The sequence below is a fragment of the Rhodococcus sp. AZ1 genome (genome assembly GCF_054979605.1).
The window spans coordinates 61,119-85,602 of the sequence record NZ_JBUEQF010000003.1; the positions used below are offsets into that span (position 1 = coordinate 61,119).

At 69.7% G+C, this 24,484-nt stretch carries 26 protein-coding genes and 1 pseudogene; 15 read left to right on the forward strand and 12 right to left on the reverse strand.

Going from position 1 to position 24,484, the window contains the following annotated elements:
- Nucleotides 1–4: 4 nt before the first annotated feature.
- Nucleotides 5–835: an HAD family hydrolase gene (locus ACY48E_RS04730; RefSeq protein ID WP_462870945.1), complete on the reverse strand. Its 831-nt coding sequence runs from the start codon at nt 833–835 to the stop codon at nt 5–7.
- 130 nt (nt 836–965) lie between these two features.
- Here ACY48E_RS04730 and ACY48E_RS04735 point away from each other — a divergent pair, with 130 nt between their 5' ends.
- Nucleotides 966–1,394: a VOC family protein gene (locus tag ACY48E_RS04735; RefSeq protein WP_462870946.1), complete on the forward strand. Its 429-nt coding sequence runs from the start codon at nt 966–968 to the stop codon at nt 1,392–1,394.
- A gap of 80 nt (nt 1,395–1,474) precedes the next feature.
- Here ACY48E_RS04735 and ACY48E_RS04740 read toward each other — a convergent pair whose 3' ends face one another.
- Complete coding sequence (locus ACY48E_RS04740) at nt 1,475–2,239, reverse strand: lysophospholipid acyltransferase family protein (protein WP_462870947.1); 765 nt, start codon at nt 2,237–2,239, stop codon at nt 1,475–1,477.
- 68 nt (nt 2,240–2,307) lie between these two features.
- A complete protein-coding gene (gene serS / locus ACY48E_RS04745) occupies nt 2,308–3,573 on the reverse strand; it encodes a serine--tRNA ligase (RefSeq protein WP_462870948.1) in 1,266 nt (421 codons plus the stop codon).
- Between the two features lie 58 nt (nt 3,574–3,631).
- Here serS and ACY48E_RS04750 point away from each other — a divergent pair, with 58 nt between their 5' ends.
- From ACY48E_RS04750 to ACY48E_RS04770, 5 genes and pseudogenes are all read left to right on the forward strand, one after another.
- Nucleotides 3,632–4,693 (forward strand): septum formation family protein, encoded by a 1,062-nt coding sequence (locus ACY48E_RS04750; protein WP_462870949.1) that lies wholly within the window; start codon nt 3,632–3,634, stop codon nt 4,691–4,693.
- A complete protein-coding gene (locus tag ACY48E_RS04755; RefSeq protein WP_462870950.1) occupies nt 4,693–5,037 on the forward strand; it encodes a metallopeptidase family protein in 345 nt (114 codons plus the stop codon). Before ACY48E_RS04750 ends, ACY48E_RS04755 begins: the two co-directional genes overlap by 1 nt.
- A gap of 126 nt (nt 5,038–5,163) precedes the next feature.
- On the forward strand, nt 5,164–5,472 hold the full coding sequence (locus ACY48E_RS04760; protein ID WP_462870951.1) for a PE domain-containing protein: 309 nt from the start codon (nt 5,164–5,166) through the stop codon (nt 5,470–5,472).
- Between the two features lie 8 nt (nt 5,473–5,480).
- Nucleotides 5,481–6,656, forward strand: a complete 1,176-nt coding sequence (locus tag ACY48E_RS04765; RefSeq protein ID WP_462870952.1) for a PPE domain-containing protein — start codon at nt 5,481–5,483, stop codon at nt 6,654–6,656.
- A gap of 166 nt (nt 6,657–6,822) precedes the next feature.
- A pseudogene (locus ACY48E_RS04770) lies at nt 6,823–7,398 on the forward strand (hypothetical protein); the annotation flags it as partial.
- 90 nt (nt 7,399–7,488) lie between these two features.
- Here ACY48E_RS04770 and ACY48E_RS04775 read toward each other — a convergent pair.
- From ACY48E_RS04775 to ACY48E_RS04795, 5 genes are read right to left on the reverse strand one after another with little or no spacing between them, the layout of a single operon-like run.
- Entirely contained in the window at nt 7,489–8,445 is a 957-nt protein-coding gene (locus tag ACY48E_RS04775; protein WP_462870953.1) for a beta/alpha barrel domain-containing protein, read from the reverse strand.
- The gene (locus ACY48E_RS04780; protein ID WP_462870954.1) at nt 8,442–9,632 is read right to left on the reverse strand and encodes a CaiB/BaiF CoA transferase family protein; all 1,191 of its coding nucleotides are present in this window, start codon (nt 9,630–9,632) and stop codon (nt 8,442–8,444) included. The genes ACY48E_RS04775 and ACY48E_RS04780 overlap by 4 nt, the downstream gene beginning before the upstream one ends.
- Entirely contained in the window at nt 9,629–10,288 is a 660-nt protein-coding gene (locus ACY48E_RS04785; protein WP_462870955.1) for a histidine phosphatase family protein, read from the reverse strand. The genes ACY48E_RS04780 and ACY48E_RS04785 overlap by 4 nt, the downstream gene beginning before the upstream one ends.
- Nucleotides 10,285–11,193: a prephenate dehydratase gene (gene pheA / locus ACY48E_RS04790; protein ID WP_462870956.1), complete on the reverse strand. Its 909-nt coding sequence runs from the start codon at nt 11,191–11,193 to the stop codon at nt 10,285–10,287. Before pheA ends, ACY48E_RS04785 begins: the two co-directional genes overlap by 4 nt.
- A gap of 10 nt (nt 11,194–11,203) precedes the next feature.
- Complete coding sequence (locus ACY48E_RS04795; RefSeq protein WP_462870957.1) at nt 11,204–11,845, reverse strand: hypothetical protein; 642 nt, start codon at nt 11,843–11,845, stop codon at nt 11,204–11,206.
- 105 nt (nt 11,846–11,950) lie between these two features.
- On the opposite strand from ACY48E_RS04795, the gene ACY48E_RS04800 reads away from it, so the two are divergent.
- From ACY48E_RS04800 to ACY48E_RS04820, 5 genes are all read left to right on the forward strand, one after another.
- Nucleotides 11,951–12,766, forward strand: a complete 816-nt coding sequence (locus tag ACY48E_RS04800) for a DUF2470 domain-containing protein (RefSeq protein WP_462870958.1) — start codon at nt 11,951–11,953, stop codon at nt 12,764–12,766.
- A gap of 132 nt (nt 12,767–12,898) precedes the next feature.
- Nucleotides 12,899–13,660: a CPBP family intramembrane glutamic endopeptidase gene (locus ACY48E_RS04805; protein ID WP_462870959.1), complete on the forward strand. Its 762-nt coding sequence runs from the start codon at nt 12,899–12,901 to the stop codon at nt 13,658–13,660.
- A gap of 31 nt (nt 13,661–13,691) precedes the next feature.
- Nucleotides 13,692–14,969 carry an LCP family protein gene (locus ACY48E_RS04810; protein WP_462870960.1) on the forward strand — a complete coding sequence of 426 codons (1,278 nt, stop codon included), beginning with the start codon at nt 13,692–13,694 and terminating at the stop codon, nt 14,967–14,969.
- A gap of 73 nt (nt 14,970–15,042) precedes the next feature.
- Nucleotides 15,043–16,887: a hypothetical protein gene (locus tag ACY48E_RS04815; protein ID WP_462870961.1), complete on the forward strand. Its 1,845-nt coding sequence runs from the start codon at nt 15,043–15,045 to the stop codon at nt 16,885–16,887.
- Nucleotides 16,888–16,924: 37 nt separating this feature from the next.
- Nucleotides 16,925–17,470 (forward strand): ferritin, encoded by a 546-nt coding sequence (locus tag ACY48E_RS04820; protein ID WP_462870962.1) that lies wholly within the window; start codon nt 16,925–16,927, stop codon nt 17,468–17,470.
- Nucleotides 17,471–17,489: 19 nt separating this feature from the next.
- Here ACY48E_RS04820 and ACY48E_RS04825 read toward each other — a convergent pair whose 3' ends face one another.
- From ACY48E_RS04825 to ACY48E_RS04835, 3 genes are read right to left on the reverse strand one after another with little or no spacing between them, the layout of a single operon-like run.
- Nucleotides 17,490–18,404, reverse strand: a complete 915-nt coding sequence (locus ACY48E_RS04825; RefSeq protein ID WP_462870963.1) for a DUF5926 family protein — start codon at nt 18,402–18,404, stop codon at nt 17,490–17,492.
- 49 nt (nt 18,405–18,453) lie between these two features.
- Nucleotides 18,454–19,251, reverse strand: coding sequence for a glycerophosphodiester phosphodiesterase (locus ACY48E_RS04830; protein ID WP_462870964.1), 798 nt, complete (start codon nt 19,249–19,251; stop codon nt 18,454–18,456).
- Complete coding sequence (locus ACY48E_RS04835; protein WP_462870965.1) at nt 19,248–20,132, reverse strand: DUF4328 domain-containing protein; 885 nt, start codon at nt 20,130–20,132, stop codon at nt 19,248–19,250. Before ACY48E_RS04835 ends, ACY48E_RS04830 begins: the two co-directional genes overlap by 4 nt.
- Nucleotides 20,133–20,710: 578 nt before the next feature.
- Between ACY48E_RS04835 and ACY48E_RS04840 the strand changes: the two genes are divergently transcribed.
- Complete coding sequence (locus tag ACY48E_RS04840; protein WP_462870966.1) at nt 20,711–21,334, forward strand: superoxide dismutase; 624 nt, start codon at nt 20,711–20,713, stop codon at nt 21,332–21,334.
- 126 nt (nt 21,335–21,460) lie between these two features.
- Nucleotides 21,461–22,000: a peptidase gene (locus ACY48E_RS04845; protein ID WP_462870967.1), complete on the forward strand. Its 540-nt coding sequence runs from the start codon at nt 21,461–21,463 to the stop codon at nt 21,998–22,000.
- Nucleotides 22,001–22,012: 12 nt separating this feature from the next.
- Here ACY48E_RS04845 and ACY48E_RS04850 read toward each other — a convergent pair whose 3' ends face one another.
- A complete protein-coding gene (locus ACY48E_RS04850; protein ID WP_462870968.1) occupies nt 22,013–22,360 on the reverse strand; it encodes a DUF427 domain-containing protein in 348 nt (115 codons plus the stop codon).
- A gap of 163 nt (nt 22,361–22,523) precedes the next feature.
- On the opposite strand from ACY48E_RS04850, the gene ACY48E_RS04855 reads away from it, so the two are divergent.
- Together ACY48E_RS04855 and ACY48E_RS04860 are read left to right on the forward strand one after the other, a co-directional pair.
- Nucleotides 22,524–23,576, forward strand: a complete 1,053-nt coding sequence (locus ACY48E_RS04855; RefSeq protein ID WP_462870969.1) for a GGDEF domain-containing protein — start codon at nt 22,524–22,526, stop codon at nt 23,574–23,576.
- A 91-nt stretch (nt 23,577–23,667) separates the two neighbouring features.
- Nucleotides 23,668–24,435: an SDR family NAD(P)-dependent oxidoreductase gene (locus ACY48E_RS04860; protein WP_462870970.1), complete on the forward strand. Its 768-nt coding sequence runs from the start codon at nt 23,668–23,670 to the stop codon at nt 24,433–24,435.
- Nucleotides 24,436–24,484 lie beyond the last annotated feature (49 nt).

The following is a 24,484-nucleotide window of genomic DNA, read 5'->3' on the forward strand; positions in this document are numbered from 1 at the left end:
GGAGCTAGAACCAGCGTTCGAGAACGTGCGCGACGCCGTCGTCGGCGTGGGAGAGGGTGACCTCGTCGGCGGCGGCCTTGGCATCGGCATGCGCGTTGCCCATCGCGACGCCGTGACCGACTGCGGTGAGCATCGCAATGTCGTTGGGCATGTCGCCGAAGGCGGCCACGCGAGCGGTGTCCACCCCCAACCGATCAGTGACGGCCCGCAAACCCGTGGCCTTGGTGATGCCGGGCGCGGAGAGTTCGATCAAGCCGTTGTCGGTGGAGAAGGTGACGTCGGCGAGCCCGTCGACATGCCGGGCCATGGCGGCGGCCATCGCGCCGCTGGTCGAACGAGGAGCGCGAATCAGGAGCTTCACGGCGGGCGCGGAGAGCATGTCGTCGGCACCCATCTCGATGTGATCGGGGTTGAGCCACGCGTGCTCGTAGCCGGGCGCACTGACGAACTGCGGGGTCGCGCTGTCGTGAGCACTGCGCCCGACCCGTTCGACGGCAAGGCCGCAACCGTCGATCACCGTGGTGGCGATGTCGGCGAGCTGCGCGAGAACATCGACGTCGAGGACCTGCGCCGAGACGATCCGATCGGCATCCGCGTCGTAGATGACTGCGCCGTTGGCGCACACAGCCAGTGGCGCGAACCCCAGTTGATCGACCACCGGGGTTATCCACCGCGGCGGACGGCCGGTCGCCAGGACGAACCGGGCACCGCTGTCGACCACCGCGTGCACGGCGGCGCGCGTGCGGTCGGTGAGCATCTCGTGATGGTCGAGCAGGGTCCCGTCGACGTCGCTGGCAACGAGCGCGGGGGTGAAGGAGTCTGACACTGCGACCATTCTGCCCGATCTCGGCGCACCGGGACGCAGACCACTTCTTTCACCGGGACACCGTCCGAGGCATGCAGTGATTCGAATACCTCACGTGTCGGACCCGGCACAGAGATGCTGCGCCGACCCGGAGGTCACCATGCCCATTGCCGCGATCGATTACCACCACGTTCGCCTGACCGTCACCGACATCGAGAGGTCCCGCAAGTTCTACGATGCCGTTTTCGGTTTCGACGTGGCCTTCGAACTCCCCGCCGACGCCGACGAGGCCACACGGGAGCAGCTGTGGTTCCTCTTCGGTGGGGTGATCTACTCCTTCGGCGGCGGCTTGCTGGGGCTTCGCCCCACCGCACCCACCGACGACGAGTTCACGCCGGACCGGGCGGGACTGGACCACGTGAGCTTCTCCGTGGCCACACTTGCCGATCTGCACGCAGCCGCGCAGGTCCTCGACGACCTGGGCATCGCCCATGACGGTGTGAAGGACCTCGGCCCGACGGGCATCGCGATCCTCGAGTTCCGCGACCCCGACAACATTGCGCTGGAGATCACCGGCCCCAACGTCTGACCGTCACCACCCCGACGCGAGTGTGCAGTAATCCGTGTACAGCACGGATTACTGCACACTCGTCGGCGCTATCGGATCAGTCAGCTGCCGTCCGAGCCCTTGTTCCGCTTCTGCCGCGCCGCGTTGCGGGCAGCGGCATCCGCCTCGTCCATGGCGTTGGCCTCCTCGAGCGTGGGGGCGCTCCCGCCGAGCCGCGCGGGAACCCAGTACTCCCCGGCCGGATGCCGGTAGTTCTTCTGCACCTCGGCCAGCATCTGCTGCATGGTTGCGCGCAGCAGGGCCGTCAGCTCGGGTGCGGGCAGGTTCGGCGGGATCGGCTCACCGACGGCGATGGAAATGGGAGTGTTGGTGCGCCCCAACCGCTTCGGATACCCCTTGGTCCAGACCCGCTGCGCCCCCCAGATCACGATGGGGATGATCGGCACCTGCGCCTCGATGGCCATGCGTGCGGCGCCGGACTTGAATTCCTTGATCTCGAAGCTGCGGCTGATCGTGGCCTCGGGATACACCCCGACCAGCTCACCCTTCTTCAGGTCGGCAACGGCGGCGTGGAACGACTCGGCGCCCGCCGCGCGGTCGACCGGGATGTGTCGCAGGGCTCGCATGATCGGCCCGGAGTACTTGTTGTCGAACACCTCCTTCTTCGCCATGAAGCGCACGAACCGCTTGACGCGACGGGCGGGCAGCCCGGCGTAGGTGAAGTCGAGGTAGCCGGTGTGGTTGATGGCGATCACCGCACCCCCGGTGGCCGGGATGTGCTCGTCTCCGGTGACCGTGAACTTCAGTCCCTGAGCGGCGAACGCGGTGCGGGCGATTCCGATGACGGTCTGGTAGACGGGTTCCACGGGGCAAAGACTAGCCGTCTCGCCAGCACCGTGACCGGTGTGTCCGGCGATTCCCGATCGACGCGCAGCTAGCTACCCGCCGGCGGCATGAACACATCCGTCCCGACGAACGGCACCAGGGCCGCCGGGACACGCACGCTGCCGTCCGGTTGCTGGTGATTCTCGAGGATCGCGGCGATCCAGCGCGTGGTGGCCAGGGTGCCGTTGAGCGTCGCCGCGATCTGCGGCTTCTCGTTCTCGTCCCGATACCGCACCGACAGCCGACGAGCCTGGAACGTGGTGCAGTTCGACGTCGACGTCAACTCCCGGTAGGTCTGCTGCGTGGGCAACCACGCCTCGCAGTCGAACTTGCGGGCCGCCGACGAACCCAGATCTCCGCCGGCGGTGTCGATCACCCGATACGGCACCTCGATGGCCGCGAGCATCTCCTTCTCCCACCCCAGCAGCCGCTGATGCTCGGCATCGGCATCCTCGGGGCGGGTGTAGACGAACATTTCGACCTTGTCGAACTGATGCACACGAATGATGCCGCGGGTGTCCTTGCCGTAACTGCCCGCCTCGCGACGAAAACACGTCGACCATCCTGCGTACCGCTTCGGACCCGCGCTCAGATCGAGAATCTCCCCCGAGTGGTAGCCCGCCAGCGGCACCTCGGAGGTGCCCACCAGGTACAGGTCGTCGTCGTCGAGGTGGTAGATCTCGTCGGAGTGCTTGCCGAGGAAACCGGTGCCCGCCATGATCTCCGGCCGCACCAGCACCGGCGGGATCATCAGGGTGAAGCCGTGGGCGACGGCGCGCTGAGCGGCCAACTGCAACAGCCCCAGCTGGAGCAGCGCGCCTGCACCGGTGAGGAAGTAGAAGCGGGCGCCGGAGACCTTCGCACCGCGCACCGTGTCGATCATGCCGAGGTTCTCGCCCAGTTCGAGGTGATCCTTCGGGTTCTCGATGGTCGGGATCTCGCCGATCGTCTCGAGCACCACGTAGTCGTCCTCACCGCCGGCGGGCGCGCCGTCCTGGACGATGTTGGAGATGGCTCGGTGGGCGGCGTCGAGAGCGGCGTCCTGCTCGTTCTGCTGCGCCTCCGCCTCCTTCACGCGGGCGGCCAGTTCGGCCGCACCGGCGAGGAGCGCGGGCCGATCCTCCGGCGTCGCACGCCCGACGGTCTTGCCCAACGCCTTCTGCTCGGCGCGCAGGGTGTCCGCGGCGAGCACCGCCGCACGACGGGCGGCGTCGGCCTCGAGCAGCGCGTCGACGAGGGCCGGGTCCTCACCGCGGGTGCGCTGCGACGCCCGCACTGCGTCGGGGTTCTCGCGGACGAACTTCAGGTCGATCACGGAGGTCAGCCTACTGGGGCGATTCCGACGCACCTGCGCTGAGGCATGATGGACAGCGATGTCCGCTGCGCCCCGCCCCACCCTGTCCTGGCTGCGACTGCCCGTCGCGGCCGGTCGCACACGGAAGTTCCTGGCGCTGGTCGCCGTCGGGGCGGCCGCGGCCGCGGTGATCACCGCGACCACGGGCGGTGGCTTCGACGACACCGAGAAGGTTGCACCGCCCGGTTCGGTGGCCGCGATCGACCGTACGTTCGGCACCGCCGGAGCGGGCGACTGCCTGCAGTGGACGCCCACCGACGACCCCAACACCGACCGCCAGGACCTCGCCACCGTGGCGTGCGCGCAGCCGCACCGCTTCGAGGTGGCGGACAACATCGACCTCTCGGTGTACCCGGGTGCGGAGTTCGCCCCGACGGCCCCGTATCCCGACGCCGCGCGCTTCGCGTCACTGCGCGACGAGCAGTGCGTGGCGGCGGTCGACGAGTACATGCGTGGGCGCTTCGATCCGAGCGGGCGGTACGAGGTGGGGCTGATGTACCCGTCGCAGAAGGGCTGGAACTCCGGCGAGCGCACCATCCGCTGCGGGATTCAGCAGACCAGCGCCACGCGCGCGCTCGAGACGATGGTCGGGTCGGTCGCCGACCAGGACCAGTCCGTGGTGTGGGACACCGGCACGTGCGTCGGCATTGCCGATCGAGCGCCCACCGATACCGTCGACTGCGCCCAGCCGCACGCGTTCGAGGTGGTCTCGGTGGTGGACCTGTCGGCACAGTTCCCCGGCGGCCTGCCCACCGTGGAGGATCAGGACCGCTTCCTCGAGAAGACCTGCAACGACGCCGCCACCGCATACCTCGGCAGCCCCGACGCTCTGCGGAACAAGACGCTCACGCTCTTCTGGGACAACGTCGACGCGACCAGTTGGCTCGCCAACAGCCGGAAGGTGAGCTGCTCGATCGGCAAGGAGGTCGATCCGTCGGGCTTCGCCACCATCGTGGGATCGGCCAAGGGCGACATCACCATCGACGGCGCACCGCCCGTGGCACCACCTCCGATCTCCGACGGTCGGGCACCGGCGATCCCGCTACCCGGCGCCGCTCCGATCTCACCCGGCGGTAACTGATGGCGGTGCAGATGTCGGCCGAGGAGTTCGAGGCCGTCGTCGGCGACGCTCTCGACGCGTTGCCTCGGGAGATCACCGCTCACATGGACAACGTGGTGGTGTTGGTCGAGGACGAGCACCCCACCGAGGATGTGCTGGGCCTGTACGAGGGTGTCGCCCTCACCGAGCGCTTCGAGTACAGCGGGCACCTACCCGACGTCATCACCATCTACCGTCTGCCGATCCTCGAGATGAGCGCCGACATCGACGAGGCGCGCCGGGAGATCGCGATCACCGTGGTCCACGAGATCGGGCACCACTTCGGCATCGACGACGCTCGGCTCCACGAACTCGGCTACGGCTAGCCGACGCCGGCGCAGAGGTGGCGCCGGCCGAAAGATTTCGACACCACGGAACCGATTCGCCGTCGGCTGCGTCCAACAGTGCAGGGGACCGCTACCGGGCCGGTCCGACTCTGCAGGGAGCGATACATGGCGCAGGTGCGAGTCGAGCCGCAGGCTCTGATCGCCGCGGCGGCACGACTGGATGCGCTCGCGAGCGCGCTCGGCGCTGCCCTGTCGGCGCACGTCGGTCTGCTCGCGCCGCCACCGGCAGGCGCAGACGAGGTGTCGCTGCTGGCTGCCCGGTACTTCGCCGGGACCGCGGCCGACATGGAATCGGCCGCGCGAGCCGCCATGACCGAACTCGGACATACCGCCACCGTTCTGCGTGCGCAGGCCGCCGGGTACGAGGAGGTCGACAGCACGATCACCGTTGCACTCACGGGCGGCACGCGGTGAGTATCGGGGTGACGGGCGTTGCGTGGTTCGCGCGACCGGCCGAGGTCAATTCGGCGATGTTGCTCGCGGGCGCCGGTCCCGCACCCGCGGCGGTCGCCGCGGGGTCGTGGGCGGCAATGGGGGCAGCGCTGGCCGACACCGCCGCCGTGGTGGCCGGGTTGTCGGCGGAGTTGGCAGCCGCGTGGGAGGGCACCTGCGCCGACGCGGCGTCCACTGCCCTGACGTCCTTCATCGACTGGGCCTCGACTGCTGCCGCCCTGGCAGCCGAGCAGTCGGCCCGTGCGAGCGCCCACGCGGCCGCGTACGCCACGGCGCTGGCCACGATGCCGTCGGCAGCCGAGATCGCCGCCGTCGAGACCGCCAAGGTCACCGCATACGGCAGCGGTGGCGCACTCACCGGCACCGCTGCGGCGCTCGAGGCGGCGGACCGCGCACTGGACGTGCGCGCCGCGATGGTGATGCTCGCCTACGAGGGAGCGTGCGCCCACCTGGCGATTCCCACCGAGATCCCCGGCCCGCAGCCGCTGACCACCGGCATCACCGGCGCAGAGAGCGCCACCACGCTCACCGCCGTACCCACCGCCGACCGCCGAGTCGACGACGCCGACCCGGAGAACGGTGGCGGCCACCGCGCCGATACCGTTGCAGCGCAGACCAACCCGTCGTCGACCAGTTCCGCGCACTCGCCCGACCAACCCGTTCGCGGAGTCGGTGATCCTGTGTCCGTCCGACCGATCGACTCCGTTCGGGCACTCGATCCTGCGCGCGTTCTCGACAGTGCCGGGCGTGCCCTGTCTCCGACCGCCCTGTCCCCGAGCGCCATCTCCCCGACCGCCCTGGCCGCCCTGCCCGGCCCCGAACCTGCACCGCCCACGCCACGGGGCGACGGGTCACGCACCATCGCAACGGGTTTCAGCACTGCGGGAGCAGTTCGCGGCTCCCTCGACGCTCACCTGGTGGCACCTTCGGTGCCCGACGGCCTCGACCCCGCTATCCAGTCGGCGTCGACGGCCCCGGCGTCGGATGTCGCGCCGACACCCGGTTCTCCGCCGGCCGGACACCCCACCCGCCGACACGGGGACGACTGCGCCATCGACCAGGCCGTGCTCGATCGTCGAATCGTCCGCTACGACGACGGGGTTCGAGTGGTCACACCGGTGATCGGGGGAGACAGTGCTCGATAGCGACCCCGGCGGTGTCATCGATCGCCTGCCCGGCGGTGACACAGGCAGCCGTCCCGGCGGTGTCGAGGCCGTCCTCGGGCTCAGCACCCCGGTACTGCGGCGGCGGTTGACCTCGGCTCAGGTCGCGGCAGCGCTGGCGGGCGGCGGAATCGACACCCTTCCGCCCGTGCTGAACATCGGTCTCCCCTATTCGACCGCGGCGGAACGTGACTCGATGCTCGACCCGGAGACGATCGGGCCGCCCTGCCCCGACGTCGTTGCTGCCCTGACCCTTCTGACCCGCGGCCGCCCGGTGGAGATGCGCACGGTGAGCCGAGGTGCGTGCACCGGGAGGTACACGCTGCGCGTGGACACCTCGGGTGCTGTGGTCTGCGCGGAGAGCATCTGCGCGAGCGAGAGCGCCGGAACCGAGGCGCGAGGTGCCACCCACGTCGACCTCGAGGTTCGCGTCGCCGATCCGGTGACCATCCTCATCGCCAGACTTCCCCCGGCCCCACGCCCGAGCTGGCCCGTGGGCACCCCCTCGGTCACCGCTCCCCGCGAGGAGATGGCCGCTGCTCTCGATCGCCCCACCCCACACCGGTTCCGGTCGATGGGCGTCACCCGCGACATGGCCGAGGCGTTGTCCGCCGCTCTCGGGGCGAGCGGCGCGCACTACGACATCTGCTGCGGCGGTGCGTATCCCGTCGTCGTGGTCGAGACGGGATCCGGGAGGCTGCTGGCCACCACCCGGCGCGGTGACGACGGGCGCCCCTGGTCGACCCTCGGCGCTGCCACACCGTCACGGCTGCGCGCCGAGCTGACCGTGCTGGTCCGCGCCAGCGGCGGAGGTTCAGGCGCGGCCGGAGCCGATGACCCACTCGAATGCGTCGGCCTTCGACCGAGCGCCCTGAGCGGCCCGCGATCGGTTGGGCTCGTCGAGTTCGGCGAGCACCCTCTCCCCCGCGATCACCAGCGCCTCGAACGTGACCGGGGTCAGCCAGGGTGGCCTGGTGGCGAACGCGATGTCCTCGCTCGCGGTGTTGCCGCTCGCCCCCGGGGCGAAGGGGCATCCGCCGAGCCCACCGAGTGACCCGTCGACCATCCCCGCACCCGCACCGATGGCGGCGAGCGTGTTCGCAACACCCATCCCCCACGTGTCGTGGCCGTGGAAGACGATGCGCCGCGGCGGGGTTCGCGTCGCCACGCTGGCGATCAGCTCCGCCACCTGCGCCGGGTGCGCCTGCCCGAGCGTGTCTGCGACAACGATGTCGGTGGCTCCGTCGGCCCGCGGGTCGTTCGCGATCTCGAGTACCCGAGCCGGGTCCACCGGTCCGTCGAAGGGGCAGGTGAACGCTGTCGCAATGCACAGTTGCACCGATCCACCCACCCGGCCGGCGATCTCGATCGCGTCGGGCATCGCGGCCAACGACGCCTCGGTGTCGCGCCCGATGTTGGCGCGATTGTGTGCATCGGACGCGGAGAAGCAGTACTGGAATCGGCGAGCCCCCGCCGCCGCTGCCCGCTCGACGTGCCTCGGTGTGGCCACCCATACCCAACACCGGTCGAGTTCATCGGGTGTCAGGGACTCGATCACCTCGAGCGAATTGGCCATGGGCGGCACCAGATCCCCGCGCGCGAGAGACCCGATCTCGAGTTCGGGAACACCGATCGCGAACAGCTCACGCACCAGCGCGACCTTGCGGTCGGTGGCGAGCAGGCCCCCGGTGAGCTGGAGCCCGTCACGAAGCGTCACATCACGCAGCGTGACGGCGGGCACGGGCGCCGGGGTCGGGGCCGACGAGGTCACGTCAACCCACCGAGGATCTCGTCGGTGTGCTCGCCCAGTTCCGGCGCCATGCTGCGAATGGGGATCGACTCCCCACCGATGACGGGAACGACGCCGGTGAACCCCACCTGCGCCGGCTCCGGCCCGCCGGCGTCGACCGGGAAGTACTGAACCATGTTGCGCGCCCGGTACTGCGGGTCGTCGACGATGTCGCGCGCGGTGTAGATCGGGCCCGAGGGCACCTCGGCGGCGGCGAGCACCTCGAGCACCTGCGCGCGGGTGCGTGCGGCGGTCCACTCGCCGATGGCGTCGTCGAGGCGATCGCGGTTCTGCCAGCGCCCCTCGTTGGTGCGCAGCACCGGGTCGGCAGCGAGGTCGGGTCGGTCGATGGCCTGCATGTACCGCGTGAATATCGAGTCACCGTTTCCGGCGATCACCACCGATGTCCCGTCGGCACACACGTAGGCGTTGCTGGGCGCGATGCCCTCCATGCGTCCGCCCGTGCGGGTGCGGGTGACCCCGTAGGCAAGGTGATCGGGAACCAGCGATTCCATCATCGACATGATCGCCTCGTTGAGCGCGATGTCGAACGTCCGCCCGCGCAGCGAGATCCCCGACGGTGTGCGTTCACGCTGGAACAGCGCCATGGCCGCGCCGAAGGCGGCGTAGAGCCCGGCGATGGAGTCGCCGATCGACACCCCCACCCGCACCGGTGGCCGGTCGGGGTCGCCCACCAGCTCGCGAAAGCCCCCGTACGCCTCGGCGACGGCCGCGAAACCGGGGCGCGCGGACATCGGACCGGTCTGGCCGAACGCCGACACTCGGGCGAAGATCAGGGCGGGGTTGCGCGCGCTGAGCACCTCGGGCCCGATGCCCCACTTCTCGAGCGTGCCGGGCCGGAAGTTCTCGATCACGACGTCGCACGTGGCCGCGATGTCCACCACGGATCGGCGCCCTGAATCGGTGCGCAGGTCCAGAACCACCGACTTCTTCCCACGATTGATCGCGTGGAACAGCATCGAGGTGCTGCCACCGTAGAGCCGCCAGCCGCGCAGTTCGTCACCGGTCTCGGGGCGCTCGACCTTGATCACCTCCGCGCCGAAGTCCGCGAGCAGGCGCCCCGCGGTGGGGCCGGCGATGTAGTTCCCCAGCTCGAGCACGCGCACGCCCGTCAGCGGCAGCGCATCCGGGGCAGGCACGTCGGTCATCCCATCGGCTCGTCGAGTTCGGGCACGGGCGCGGTGGCGACGGGGTCACCGAAGGGCGGGAGAAGCACACCCCAGCGCACGCACTCCCACCCGTCGCCGTTCGGGACCAGGTGCACCGTCGCGGTGTTCTCGAGGTGATTCCTCGCGGCCACCTCGGGGTCGATCCCGCCCAGGCGCTGCGAGACCAGCCTGATCGCCGCGCCGTGACTGACCACGTACACATCACCGTCGGTCAGCCGCCCGCGGAGATCGTCGAGCACCGGCACGAAGCGGTCGAGCACCTCGTCCCCGCTCTCCCCGCCGGGCATTCGCAGCCCGCCGTGCCCCTGCAGCCATTTCACGTAGACGTCGCGGAACTGGGCGTGGGCATGGTCGTCGGTGCGGTCCTCGATCTCGCCGACGTCGGTCTCGTGCAGGCCCTCGCGCACCTCGAGCGGTACGCCGGTGTGGTCGGCGAGGTACGTCGCGGTCTCGCGGGCGCGCAGTGCGATCGACGACACGACGGCAGCGGGAGGGGTCGGCATCGCCTGCGCGAACATCCGTGCCTGGTGATGCCCGTGGTCGGTGAGGGCCGCGCCCGGCGGTTTGGTGTCCAGGCGGCGGGCGACGTTCGAGTGGGTCTGCCCGTGCCGAACGAGGATGAGTCGACCGGTCATCGCCGACCCTCGCGAAGGCCGCTGAGCCAGTCGCTGCTCGCCACTGCCCGCGGTGTGTGGGCTGCGGGCGGATCACCGGCCGCAGGCCACGATCCGAGGAATCGGACGCTCATCTTGCGGTGCAGCGCAACGAGGGCGTCGGCAACGAGGGGGTCGTCGATATGGCCGACGCAGTCGATGTGGAATCGGTACGTGCCGAACTTGGTCTTGGTCGGACGCGATTCGATGAAACGCAGATCGATTCCGCGCGAACCGAACTCGGCCAGCGCATCCTGCAGGATCCCGGGCACGTTGTCGGGTGAGAGAACCAGCGCGGTGCGGTCGTTGCCCGTGCGCGGCGGGGGGACGCGCGGGTTGGTGACGTACACGAAGCGTGTGCGAGCGTCCTCGACGTCGGCCACGGAGGTGGCCAGGCTGGACAACTTCAGCCGCGCCCCGGCAAGGTCGGTGGAGACCGCGGCATCGGCCAACCCCGCCGCAACATCCTCGGCCGCACCGGAATTGGAACTGGCGAACTCCACGGTTGCGTGCGGGAGGTTACGGGCGAGCCACAGCCGCACCTGCGCAGCCGCGATCGGGTACGCCCGCACGGTACGTACCGCCTCGAGCGTCGTGCCGGGACGGGCGACGATGTGGAACGCCACGTCCAGCTCGGTCTCTCGCACAATTTGCAGCCGATCACCGGACGCGAGGGAATCCAGCGTGGCCGGCACCGACCCCTCCACCGAACTCTCGATGGGCACCACCGCGCCGTCGACACTGCCCTCGCGCACCATGGCCAACGCCGCGGGCTGACTGTCGGCGCTCACCCGCTCGGCGACCCCGTCGAACACGCCCTGCTCCTCGAGCTGCCCGAGCGCCATCTCGGTGAAGGTCCCCGACGGTCCGAAATAGGCGATGCGCACCCTCGCCAGGCTAGTCCGTCGCACCGAGTGCCCGGTCGAGTTCAGAGGCGAGCGCGCCGATGTCGACGCCGGACGGGACGACGACGCCGAGCAGCACCTCCCGCGTGGCGGCCGCGGCGTCCGGATGCAGGCGAGCGAGCGCACCAACATCCGGAGTGGCGAGGGCGTCGCGCACGTAGTCCCCGCGCAGTGCGGCCACGGTGGCGGCGAGAATCGACAGGACCTGCTCGGGCGTGGTGGCCCGGACCACGTAGCCGCCGCTCTGGTGTGCCATCGCCGCGATGACATCCGGGCGCGGGTCGGGATCTGCAGGCGCAGCGTCGAGGCCCGGCACGTACCCGGCGGCGATGAGCTCCTCGACTCCGGCGTCGGCGCCGAACAGCACGACACGCTGGGCTGGGATGTCCGCGCGGGCCGACGTCAACGCGGACGTCGACACTGCGTGGCCTGAGCCCGCAAGGTCGAGCACGGCGGTGACCTCCACCGGGGTCGCACTCGGATCACCCGCCGGATCGAGACGGTGCACGGGTCGGCCGATCGCAACGTGCGCGCAGTCGAGTCCGTCCGGCGCGGTCGGCCACAGCAGGCCGGTGAGCAGCGCTCGCGGATCGCGGTCACCAGGACGTACGCCGAGGGTCAGCGGGATGGGCATGACCGAACCCTATCCCGCTTGCGCACCGTCCAACTTATGTTAGCGTTACCTAACTTCAACTCCCGTCACCGCCGATGGGTCCCACATCCGCCGCCAGGGGTTTGCATGTCCACGATCACCAGCACCGCACCGTCCACGGCCGAGACCGTTCGCAGCGCGTGCCTGCGAACCGACACCGGGATGCTCTCGCGCGCAGACAGTGCGCCGGCACCGGCGACCATGCACGCCCTGCGCAACCCCGGCGACGTCGTCCTATCCGTGCACACCGCATCGCTCGGCGACGACGACGCTCCCGTGCCCGCCGTGCTCGAACTCGTGGACCGATCGCCGCTGCCGTTGCGCGAGCGTGTGCGGTCGGTGGTGTGGCTGCGCGGCGAGCTCCGCCGCCTCCCCACCCCCGCTGTCCGACCCCTGGTGAGCTCGCTGGCCGCGGCTCGCGTGGATCCGGCTCTGCTCGACGTGGGCCACACCACCACGCTGCTCACCCTGACCCTGCACTCGGTGGTGGTCGCCGACGCCCGAGGTGCCGAGTCGGTGCCCGTCGCCGACGTACTCGCTGCCGAACCCGACCCGTTCGCCGCCGATGAGGCCGCATGGTTGGCCCACCTCGACGCCGACCATTCCGACATGGTCGCCGCGATCGCCCGACGCCTTCCGCGCGGGTTGCGCCGCGGTGTCCCCCGGCCGCTGGCGCTCGACCGACGTGGACTCACCCTGCGCATCGAAAGCCCCGGTGGCGTCGGGGGCGCCAGTGGTGTCAGGGGCGTCGGGGGCACCGGGGGCTTGGCCGACGAGGATTCGACCGACCGGGACGTGCGGGTGCCCTTCCCCGCAGCCGTCGACTCCATCGAGAGCCTCGGCCGCGCGCTGCGCATCCTCGCCGGCTGCCCCTTCCTCAATGGCATGCGCGCCAGGCGCTGACCGGCATGCGCGCCAGGCGCTGACCGGCATGCGCGCCAGGCGCTGACCGGCATGCGCGCCAGGCGCTGACCGGCATGCGCGCCAGGCGCTGACCGGCATGCGCGCCAGGCGCTGACCGGCATACTCGAGCAGGTGAGTTCCATCCCACCCGCGCAGCACGCGCCTGCCCGGCGTGCGATCGCCATCGAGATCACCGTCGTCCTGCTGGTGACGTTCGGGCTGTCGGGCATCTCCAGCGCCCTGTCCCTCATCGAGGCGGCGCTGCAGCCGACCCCTCTCGCCGATCAGAACGTGGCCATCAACGTCACCCAGTCGAGCTTCTCGCTGATCGATCTCGCCCGCCAGATCCTGGGCATCGTGAGGCTGTGCGCGTGGGCCGCTCTGGGCGCATACCTGCTGTGGCGCAGCGGGGTTCGTCTCTCGCCGCTACGACTACGACGCGACCTCGCGCACGGTGTGGGCTTCGCCGCGCTCATCGGACTTCCCGGGCTCGCGCTGTATCTCATCGCGCACGCGTTGGGGTTCTCCGCCACGGTCCTGCCCAGCACGGTCGCAGACCACTGGTGGCGGCCGGTCACGTTGGTGATGTCCGCGATCGCCAACTCCCTCGCCGAGGAGATCCTGGTGGTGGCGTACCTGCTGAGCCGACTGCGTGCGCTCGGGTGGTCGGACAACCGCTCGCTGCTGGCCTCCGCTGTTCTGCGCGGGAGCTACCACCTCTACCAGGGCCTCGGTGGCGGGCTGGGCAATCTGGTGATGGGCGTGATCTTCGCTCGCTGGTACCAGCGCACCCGGCGCGTGTGGCCCCTGGTGATCGCGCATGCCCTGATCGACATCGTCGCGTTCGTCGGGTTCTCGCTGCTCCGGGGCCGTGTCGGGTGGCTTCCGGGCTGACTGGCGCGGGTGGGCTCACTACAGTCGAGACGTGACCGAGCGCCCGCCCTTCCACCGCCGCCCCGGGGACGACGGTGTGCCGGGGGCTCGGCGGCGCGGCGGCGCGCCGGACTGGGGCGCCCCGACACGCCGCATCACGTCCCCGCCTCAGGGCCGCCCGAACACCCCTCCCGGTGAGCCGCGCGCCTGGTCGCAGGCCCCTGCCGCGGCGCAGCGTCCACCCGCGGCGCCTCGCGCTCAGTGGCAGGCGCCCCCACCCCTCCAGCCACCTCCACCCCTCCAGCCACCGCCACCCGCCGGGCCACCTCGGCGGAAGGGATCGCCCGCAGCGGACGCGGGCCCGCCACGGCGTAGGAGACGGCGGCGCTGGGGACGCATCTCGTCGGTGGTGCTGCTCGTCGTCGTCCTGGCCATCGGCGCGGGGGTGTTGTGGGCCGACAACTCCCTCAACCGTGTCGACGCCCTCGCGGACTATCCCGGTCGCACCGCGGCCACCGCAGGAACCAACTGGCTGCTGGTCGGCTCCGACTCGCGCGCCGGGCTCACCGATCAGCAGGAGGCCACCCTCTCCACCGGCGGCGAGGTAGGCAACGGTCGCACCGACACGATCCTGCTGATCCACATCCCCGACTCCGGACCCACCACCATGGTGAGCCTGCCGCGCGACTGGTACGTCCCCATCCCCGGCAACGGCTCGGACAAGCTCAACAGCGCGTTCGCCGTGGGAGGTGCCCCGCTGCTGGTGCAGACGGTGGAGGGCGCGACGGGCCTGCGGATCGATCACTACGTCGAGGTGGGGTTCGGCGGCTTCGCCGGGATGGTCGACGCCCTGGGCGGGGTGGACGTGTGCGTTCCCTACGACATCTCCGATCCCCTCGCCGGCCTGGACGTCAAGGCGGGGTGCCAGACGCTCGCCGGTCCACAGGCACTCGGGTTCGTCCGCTCACGTGCCACCGCCCTGGCGGATCTGGACAGGATGAACAACCAGCGGCTGTTCCTGTCGGCCCTGCTGGACAAGGCCACCTCGGTGTCGACGCTGATCAACCCGTTCCGACTGGTGCCCCTGGTGTCGGACACCGTGTCGTCGCTGACCGTCGACGACGGCGACCACCTGTGGGATCTGGCATCGCTCGCGTGGGCACTGCGCTCGTCACCGGTCACCACCACCATTCCCGTCGGAGGTTTCGAGGACGTGGACGGCTCGGGCAACGTGCTGCTCTCCGACCGCGAGAAGGCGCAGCAGTTCTTCGATTTCCTGGCCCGTGACCAGCAGTTGCCACCGGAGCTGGTGGGCACCGCACCTCGCTGAGAACTTCTCCGACGGGGGAAGTCCGGCGGGAGAATCGAGTACCCGGGTCGACGAACCGGTGGATACTGTCCCGGTGCAGCATCGGGGGTTCGAGCACGACCTGACGCACCTGCGTCGCCTGTGCGCTCGCGCCGGTGTGGTCAATGTGTTCGGCCCGCTCGGCGTCGGCAAGTCGACGCTGGTGCGGGCTCTGCCGGCAGCGGTGGTGGTGGACCTGGACACCCCCGCGGGGTTCGACGCTCTCGGTTCCACCCTCTCCTGCGGTGCCGACATCCTGGTGATCGACAGCGTCGACTCCACCGCGGCGCGCAGCCACCTCGACTCGGCGCTGAGCGGTGACGTGCCCCGCGCGCCCCGCGTGCTCGTCATCGTCTCGCGTCGACCATGGCGGGGGCTTTCCGAGGGTTCGGCGATCCGACGCCACGACATGCGCGAGCGTGCGGCATCGGACATCGCGGCACTCGTCGCCGAAGCCGGCGTGGTGGGTGCCGACGCCGGCATCGTCGCCCGGCTCAGCGGCGGCAACCCCCTGCTCGCCGACACCGGCGCCCGGGCCGTCCTCGCCGGTGCCGCCGGCGTCGCCGGTGCGGTGGCCGACGCCATGGCCCGCGCTGTCACCGCTCGCCTGGCGCGCGAGCGCCCGACGGCCGCGGCCCTGGGCCTGCTCCGGCCACTGGCGACGATGCGCTCCGGGGACGAGCCGCTGCTGCGCGTGGGAGCCGGTGTGTTCGATGCCCTCGCCGAACTCTCCGTCGTCGACTGCGGTCCGACCGGTCTGCGGATCGCCGAGCCGTACCGGAGCGTGTTCGAGGCGTCGATGCAGTGGCGGAACATGCAGAGCCATGAGCGTGTCCGCCGCCGGGCGTCGAAGTATCGGCTGGCCCGACTGACCGGTCGAGCCGATCTGTCCGACGCGGCAGCGGATTTCGAGGATGCCGTCTTCCTCCACGGCGACGACGACGTGCGTGGGGCGATGTTCCCGCCGGGACGCTCGCCCATGCCCATCCGGGCCGCGACCGACGACGACACCGATGACATAGAACGCCACATCCGGCAGTGGGCGATCCGCAACGGCTTCGACCCCCACCGATGCGATCGGATCGCGCACAGGTGGATGAGCGAGGACGTCGCCGGTTTCCACATGATCGGCTCTGCCGGCCGAAGCGTAGGACTGATCAGACTGGTCGAGATCACCGATCGCACGGTCGGCGGTGCGGAGCAACTGCTGCAGCAGTATGCGGACAAGACCCTCGGCTCGACGGGAACGGTGTTCCTGGGTGCAGCTCACTGCCCCGATCCCATTGCGCACGGCCAACTTCTGCGTCACATCATCTCGTCGGCGCTGCGCGGCGGGACACTCGTGGTCTCCACGGCGGGCGGCGACTACCAGAAACTGTTGCGTTCGCTGCGCTTCACAGTGCACGGCAGCATCCGCGACGACACGTTCGGCAGCGGGTCGCCCCCGATGGTGTTCAGCAACACCTTCACACCCGAGTCGACGCCGCGCTGGCTGCAGCAACTGGCCGCCGACCCCGCCGAGTCCAACGAGCACCTCACCGCGACGATCTGGTGGTTGAACCGGCTTCGGCGCCCGCCCTCCGCTGTGGCCGACGCTGCCGAATCCACCGGGTCGGCGGCCGTGACGGCGTCGAGTCTCGTGACGGCGTCGACGGTTCTGGTGGACACCGACCTCCGCTCCCGACTGCGCGCCGCGATCGCGCTGCTGGCCTCGAGCGAGGATGTGGCCGAGGCCGAGGCCGGACGCATCCTCGACGCGTACTACCTCCAGGGGCAACGCACCCACGTGCAGATCCTCCTGGACATGCACCTGAGTCGGGCGACGTACTTCCGCCGCCTGCACCTCGGTCACCGCGCCGTCGCCCGCCTGACCCGGACGGCGGACTCGAGACTCTCGTGACCGGCCACCGCGTCGGAACTGCGGGTTAGGATCAACCATGACCTCCGCCGCCCCCGCAGCCGATTTCCACACCCTGCTCCGCGAGCAGATTCGGCACGAGTTCACCGCCTCGCAGCAGTACATCGCCATCGCGGTGTATTTCGACGCCGAGGACCTCCCCCAGCTGGCGGCGCGCTTCTACGCGCAGGCCAACGAGGAGCGCGGCCACGCGATGATGATGATCCAGTACCTGCTGGACAAGGACCTCGAGGTGACGGTGCCGGGCATCGACGAGGTGGTCACCTCGTTCGCGAAGGTGCGTGAGCCCGTCGAGTTGGCACTCGCGCAGGAGAAGCGGGTCACCGAGCAGATCACCGCGCTGGCCCGCACGGCCCGCGAGACCGGCGACTACCTCGGCGAGCAGTTCACGCAGTGGTTCCTCGGCGAGCAGATCGAGGAGATGGCCAACATGAGCACACTGCTGACCATCGTCGACCGTGCCGGGGACAACCTCTTCCATATCGAGGACTTCGTGGCGCGGGAGATGAGCGGCGGCGGCGGTGAGGGGCCCGGCGCTCCCCGCGCCGCCGGTGGGCTCGCCTGAGCGAACCCGGTACTCGGACTCAGCGCAGCGTCACCTGACGGCTGCGCAACCCGTCGCGGGCGCGGCGCTGCTCGGTGGTCATGGGCGAGGTGTCCGTCAGGGTCTGCGCCAGCCGATCGCCGAACTCCCTCGTCCCCGCCGCCCACTCGCTCGGATGGACCTCGGGATCGAGGTCGAACACCGGCACCAGCAACCCGTGCGTGCGGAACGACCCGGCGAAGCGCGAGCCCGCACCCAGATCGAGGGCACCGGCGGCCTGCAGTCGTGCGAGCGCGACCATCAACTCGTCCTCGTCCTCCGGGCGGACCCAGCGAATGTGTGCCTTCTCGCCCGCGTCGACCCACCACGCGGCGTCGACGCCGTCGGCCTCGATGCGGGCCGACGGCATGATCGCGGCGTTGGCCTGCTCGATCGCGGCGGCCGCGTCACCCTCGGCGGCGCTGCCCTCCGGGATCCACCATCCGAAGTCCTGGTGCACGGTGATCTGAAGGGGTGCCGACACCTCCAGTTCCGCAGCGGCGTCCCCTGCCTCGGCACCGAGCACGGTCTGTATCGACGTGCCCGCGTCGACCGAAGCGCCGAGGGCGACGGCAGTCCGTAGGTCGACGGCGGGGTCGGCGCCGTGCTGCTGCACCTGCAGCGCAACGAGAACCTCGGCGGCGGGAACGTCGGACGCCTCGCGTACCACCGCGGCCACGGCTCCGGGCAGCACCGTTGCGAGGGTGAACCGACGATCGGATCCGGTGACCGTCAGCGGGGCGGTTGCCGATGCCACGAATTCGCGCATCGCCACCAGGTCGCACTCCGACGCCCAGCCCGCGAACGGTCGCGTGGGGGCGGCGGCGAGTGCGTCACGCTCGGCCTGGCGCGCAGCGAGAAGTTCGGCTCGGCGACTGTCGTTCTTCGGACCGCTGTTTCGTTTGCTCTTGCCCACGGGAGACGAACTTACACAGTGCCGGCCCGGCCCGGTCCGGTGCTGGGATTCAGACCGGCCCGGCCCGGTGGTGGGTCTCGAGCCAGGCGAGCGCGCGGCCGGGGTGGTTGGTGGCCACCCAGCGCACACCGATGTCACGGCAGTACTCGAGGTCACCACGATCGTCGACGGTCCAGCAGTACGTGGCCCGCCCGGCCACGGCGGCGCGGTCGACGAGTTCGGGATGCTCGCGCAACGTGCGTATCGACGGCCCGATCGCGGTGGCTCCGACGGTGGTCGCCGCGCCGCCCCCGAGGTACCGGGCGGCGCCGCCGAGCAGCACCGTCGGGAGCGTGGGCGCCGAGCGGCGCACCCGCCACAGGGCACTGGGCGCGAACGACATGATCACCGCACGCGAGAGCGTCGCCGAGCCGGGACGGGCGATGCCGTAGCGATGCAACTCGGCGAGCACGACGTTCTCGATCAGCCCGCCGTAGCGCACCGGGTGTTTGGTCTCGATGAAGAGCTTGGCGGGCTTGACCTTCCAGTCCAGCACCAGCTCGATCAGATCCGACAGCAGCAGCACGCGCGCAGGATCGTCGGGGGTGCCGTAATCGAATGTGTCGAGTGCCTCGTAGGTCATGGCGCTGACGATCCCCGACCCGTTGGAGGTGCGGTCGATGGTGCGATCGTGCACGCACACCACCTTGCCGTCGCGCGTCAGACGCACATCGCACTCGAGCCCGTCGGCTCCCTCGCGCAGCGCCTGCTCGTACGCACCGATCGTGTGTTCCGGACGTTGACCGGACGCACCTCGATGGGCCACCACCAGCGGCCTCTCGCGCTCGAGCGGATCGACGGTGCTCACCGCGACACCGTCGTCCCGGGCGGTGCCACGATCCAGCGGGTGAGCTCACGTGGACTCCCGCGCAGGCTCTGATCTCGGTAGGAGCGCACAGCGGCCAGGGTGATCACGGCTGTTGCCGCCGCGATCAGGTGGCCGACCATCGTCAGCAGCACCCCGTCGGCGAGCACCTGGACGGTGGCGTCCCGGAATCGCCACGCGATCAGCACCGCCACCATCAGCGCATCGATCACCCACACCGCCCACCACCGACGTATCGCGCGGGGGAACCCGACGCGCCGGGGCGAGAGCACGGCCAACTCGTGCAGGAAGACCCCCGGCATCACGAGGTTGACTCCCGGCACCAGGCATCCGAGGGTCACCGCCCACCAGCGTCGCGGATCGACGGCACCGATTGCCGCATACGCTTCCCGACGGGTGGAGATCAGCCAGCCGGTGGCGAACGCCGACGCGGCGAGTCCGAGTGCGGTCGCCGCCACCCCGCCGGCCACGGCGAGCGCATCGGAGGCCAGAAGGACGAGCGGATCGATCAGAGCAGTCCGGCCGATGACCAGCAGCAGATACCGCAGCGCCTCGGCGAGCGCGGCGACCACGAACGCCGTGGCGGTGAACCGGAGCAACCTCGGCAACCGATCGGCCAGCCGGTCCGCGCGCGAGCGAGTGCCGACGGCGTCGAGCGGGGGGCGATCGATCAGTCCCCACCGCGGGGCGTCCCGGTAGAAGGGTGTCGGCGTCCGCCGCGGCGCTGGGCGGACGCGTCGAAGCCCGGCCGGCGCGGAGGCCACCCAGCGAAACGTGCGCACAGCCGGTGCGGGCGCCGGGGCCGAGACGGGGACGGGCGGCGTCGGGAACGCGGCGGGCCGATCGGCGGGCACGGGCGCCATGAGCACTCCACGGCACCTCGGACACCACCGTGCGGGCGCCATCACCACGGGCCAGCGTGCGCCGCACCGGGCGCATGTCTGGACGTTGCTCGCGTGCACACCCACGTCTGTGATCCTGTCAGCATTCGTGAGCCGAGGCCACCGAACGGTTATTCGACGCGACCGGCGGTCGGCCTTTGGGTACCTCTTTATCCACAGTTTCCACAGGTTGCTCCACAATTGTGACGCGCCCGATGTTTTTCATCCCCAGACCAGTTGTTTGGTTCTGTAATGGTTCATAACGACGACCGGAACGTTTTGTGGCTGCTCCATGGACTCCGGGCCTGCCCGCGAGTGCGTCGCGTCGCGCCACGGCGGGAGCCGGCGCGGACCGATCTCCCGCTCGCGGGCACTGCCCCGCCGGGAATCAGCCGCGATTGGAATGGTTGCACTGGTGGTACCAATGCGATTGGGTTCTTCGTAGCCACCGCCGGTCTTCGAGCCGAGGGTGGCGAACCCGAGCGTTTCGACTGAAAACTCGACGACTGGCGCACCCGCCCGCTCCGCGAGGGGCGCGCCGTGGATGGAAAGGGATATTCGTGTCCGAGTACACACTGCCCGAGCTCGATTACGACTACGCGGCACTGGAGCCGCACATTTCGGGTCAGATCAACGAGCTGCACCACTCCAAGCACCACGCCGCGTACGTGGCCGGTGTCAACGGTGCGTTGGCCAAGCTCGAAGAGGCCCGGGACAAGGAGGATCACGCGGCGATCTTCCTCAACGAGAAGAACCTCGCCTTCCACCTCGGCGGCCATGTCAACCACTCGATCTGGTGGAAGAACCTCTCCCCCAACGGTGGCGACAAGCCCACGGGCGAACTGGCCGCCGCGATCGACGACCAGTTCGGGTCCTTCGACAAGTTCCGCGCCCAGTTCACCGCCGCCGCCAACGGCCTGCAGGGTTCGGGCTGGGGTGTGCTCGGGTACGACACGCTCGGCAAGAAGCTGCTGACCTTCCAGCTCTACGACCAGCAGGCCAACGTGCCGCTCGGGATCATCCCCCTGCTGCAGGTGGACATGTGGGAGCACGCCTTCTACCTGCAGTACAAGAACGTCAAGGCCGACTACGTGAAGGCCTTCTGGAACGTCGTCAACTGGGCGGACGTCCAGGCGCGCTTCGAGGCCGCGACGTCGAAGACCGCGGGGCTCATCTTCCCCTGATCGTTGCACCGTTCGACTCGGCCTGGCACTCGGTACCTCTTGTGTGCCAGGCCGAGTTCGTGGTGGATTGTCTGCACCCAACGGCGTGTACGAATATTCGTGCCTGTCCGAGGAGGCGATCACCACATGTTTTCCGAGAGCTCGCGAAGCGGACCCATCGAGGTCGCACCCTTCTCGTCCGGGGGGAGCCTGCAGGGTTTCCTCATCAGCGGACGCTGGCCCGACACCACCAAGGAATGGGCACAGTTCCTGGCCTTCGCGGTGCGCGTCGCCACTCGCCCGGGCCTGCTCGAGACCTCCACCGTCTTCGGGGTCCGCGAGGAACTTCCCGATGATCCCGAGCCCGACGCCGTGGGGCTCGTGGTCGCCGAGGGTCGGGTGATCGGGGACGAGGCCATCGCCCCCGGATCGTTCGCCGGACGGCAACCTGCCGCACTACTGATGCTGCATCCGCCGTCGGAAACCATCCCGTCGCTACCCGAGTGCACCGGTGCGGCGTCCGGCTGCGTTCTGCTGCCGGGCCTGCCCCATCTGGGACTCGATCACCGGGCGGCGTGGGTGGAGGCCGATGTCGACGGCACCGTCACGTCGATGGTCAGCCGGGTCGGCCTCGATCCGATCAGTGATCCCGACACTGCGGTGCTGGCGATGCTCCTGGCGTCCTGAGGAGGCGGTCGGTCAGGCCGGCCGCACCGTGACCCCACGCCAGAACGCGACGGCACCGGCGATCTGCTGGGCCTCGGGCTTGGGATCGGGGTAGAACCATGCGGCGTCGACGGCCTTGTCGTCGCCGACGACCACCGAGTAGTAGGACGCCGTCCCCTTCCACGGGCAGACGGTGTGGGTGGAGCTGGGCGCGAGGAACTGCCGGTCGACCGAATCGATCGGAAAATAGTGGTTGGACTCCACCACCACCGTGCTCTCGCTCTCAGCGATGACCTGCCCCTTGAAGACCGCCTGCATACGCATGGTGCTGCTCCCGTTCTCGGCGAAGAAGTTCTGGCGAACGCTGTGCTCCCCCGTCACCGATGATAGGTCGTGCAGGTCTTTTCGAACTCGATGCCGATCGTGGCCCTACACTGCAGTGCAGCGGCGTGATCGGGCGTCGGATACACCACCAGTCAGCACACACCACCGGCCAGTACGACGCGACGAGCGGGGCGTACCGACTATCGGAGCAAAGGTCGCCATGCGCAGGGCGGTAGACCCCAACGATCGCACCACCGATCGACGCCTCGCGGCATCGGCGGAGTACAACTGGTTCCTGCGCGAAGTCTCCGTGGCCCGTGTGCATCGTCGCCTGCTGATGGCGGCCGTGGTGATCTACATGGCGAGCGCAGTGCTGTCCGCGCTGACCTTCCGCGCCGGTTACGGACGACCGGGCGCCGAGTGGGTTGCGTGGGTCATTGCCGCCTGTGCACTCGCGGTTCTCGTCCTCTGGATGCGCGGATCCGTCCCGCCACCAGGGGAATCGTTCCTCGTCCTGTGGTTCTCCAACCTGTCGGTGACCGCGATCGTGTTCGGGTTCACGAGCCTGTTCGAGGCGATGCCGGGACTGGCGTTCCTGGGTGCCAACGCCATCTTCATGGTGATCCACCACAGTCCGCGTGTGGTCATGTGGCACTTCGCCTTCACCATGACGGTCACCTCCGCCGTCATCGGGGGTGCCGTCATCGAGGACAAGGTGTCCATCCTGCAGATCGCCACCCGTGCGATCTCGTTCCTGCCTGTCAACATCGGCGTTCCCCTGCTGATGCTGCCGGTGATCCGAGTGCTCCGACGCGATGCGCTGGGGGCGTTCCACGACACCCTGACCGGGCTCTACAACCGTCGCGGACTGTTCACCCGTGCCCGCGACCTGTGCGATCCGCCCACCGACGTGCGCGTCCTCGTCGTCGACATCGACCGGTTCAAGGCGATCAACGACACTCACGGGCACGCTGCGGGAGACGCCGCGCTGGTGTCGGTTGCCCGCACCATCGAATCGACCGCCGGCCGCAACTCCATCGTGGCGCGCGTGGGCGGTGAGGAGTTCGCGGTTGTGACCACCGGCGACGGAACCGCGCTCGCACAGCGGATACGAACGGCGGTGTCCGCCGTCGGCAGCACGGTCACGGTGAGCATCGGACTCGCGTCCGGGACGCTGCGCGCACCCGAGCGCGATCTCGACGACCTGCTCGTCACGGCGGACGACGCAATGTACCGGGCGAAGCGGCTGGGCGGCGACCAGGTGTGCGCCTGACGGTCCGACTCCAGCTCGGTCACGACGCGGGTTATCGTGCACTCGGCCGATCCGCCACCTGCGATCGGGTAACCGAAGGGATGAGAGCACAGTGGAGATTTCCGGTACAGCAGCCCTGGTGACAGGCGGGGCCTCGGGCCTCGGCGCAGCCACCGCCAAGCGATTCGCCGAGAACGGCGTCACCGTGTTCGGCCTCGATCTGGAGGCCTCGATCGAGCGCGCGGGCGATTCGGTTCCCCCCGGTGTCACCCTGCTCCCCGCGGACGTCACCAGCGACGAGGGTGTGCGTGCAGCTCTCGAGACCATCGGCGCTGCCGGGGTGCCGCTGCGCATCGTCGTCAACTGTGCGGGTGTGGGCTGGGCGGGACGCATCCTGTCGAAGAAGGGTCCGCACGATCTCGAGCTCTTCCGCACCGTGATCACCATCAACCTGCTGGGCACGTTCAACGTGATGCGCCTGGCCGCCGATCACATGTCCACCCTGCCCACGGTCGACGAGTCCGGGCAGCGCGGCGTCATCATCAACACCGCCTCGGTGGCGGCCTTCGAGGGACAGATCGGTCAGATCGCCTACTCCGCGTCCAAGGGCGGCGTGCACGGCATGACCATCCCCGCCGCACGCGACCTCGCGCAGTTCGGCATTCGCGTCAACACCATCGCCCCCGGCATCGTGGACACCCCGATGCTCGCCGGTGTCACCGACGAGTACCGCAAGGGCCTCGAGGCAGGCGTTCCCTTCCCGTCGCGTCTGGCGCAGCCCGCCGAGTACGCGCAGCTGGCTCAGATGATCGTCGAGCACGACTACCTCAACGGCGAAACCATCCGCATGGACGGTGCACTGCGCATGGCCCCGCGCTGACGAACCTTGTCACCGAGCCCTGTCCTGGTTTCCGGGGCGGGGCTCGGCG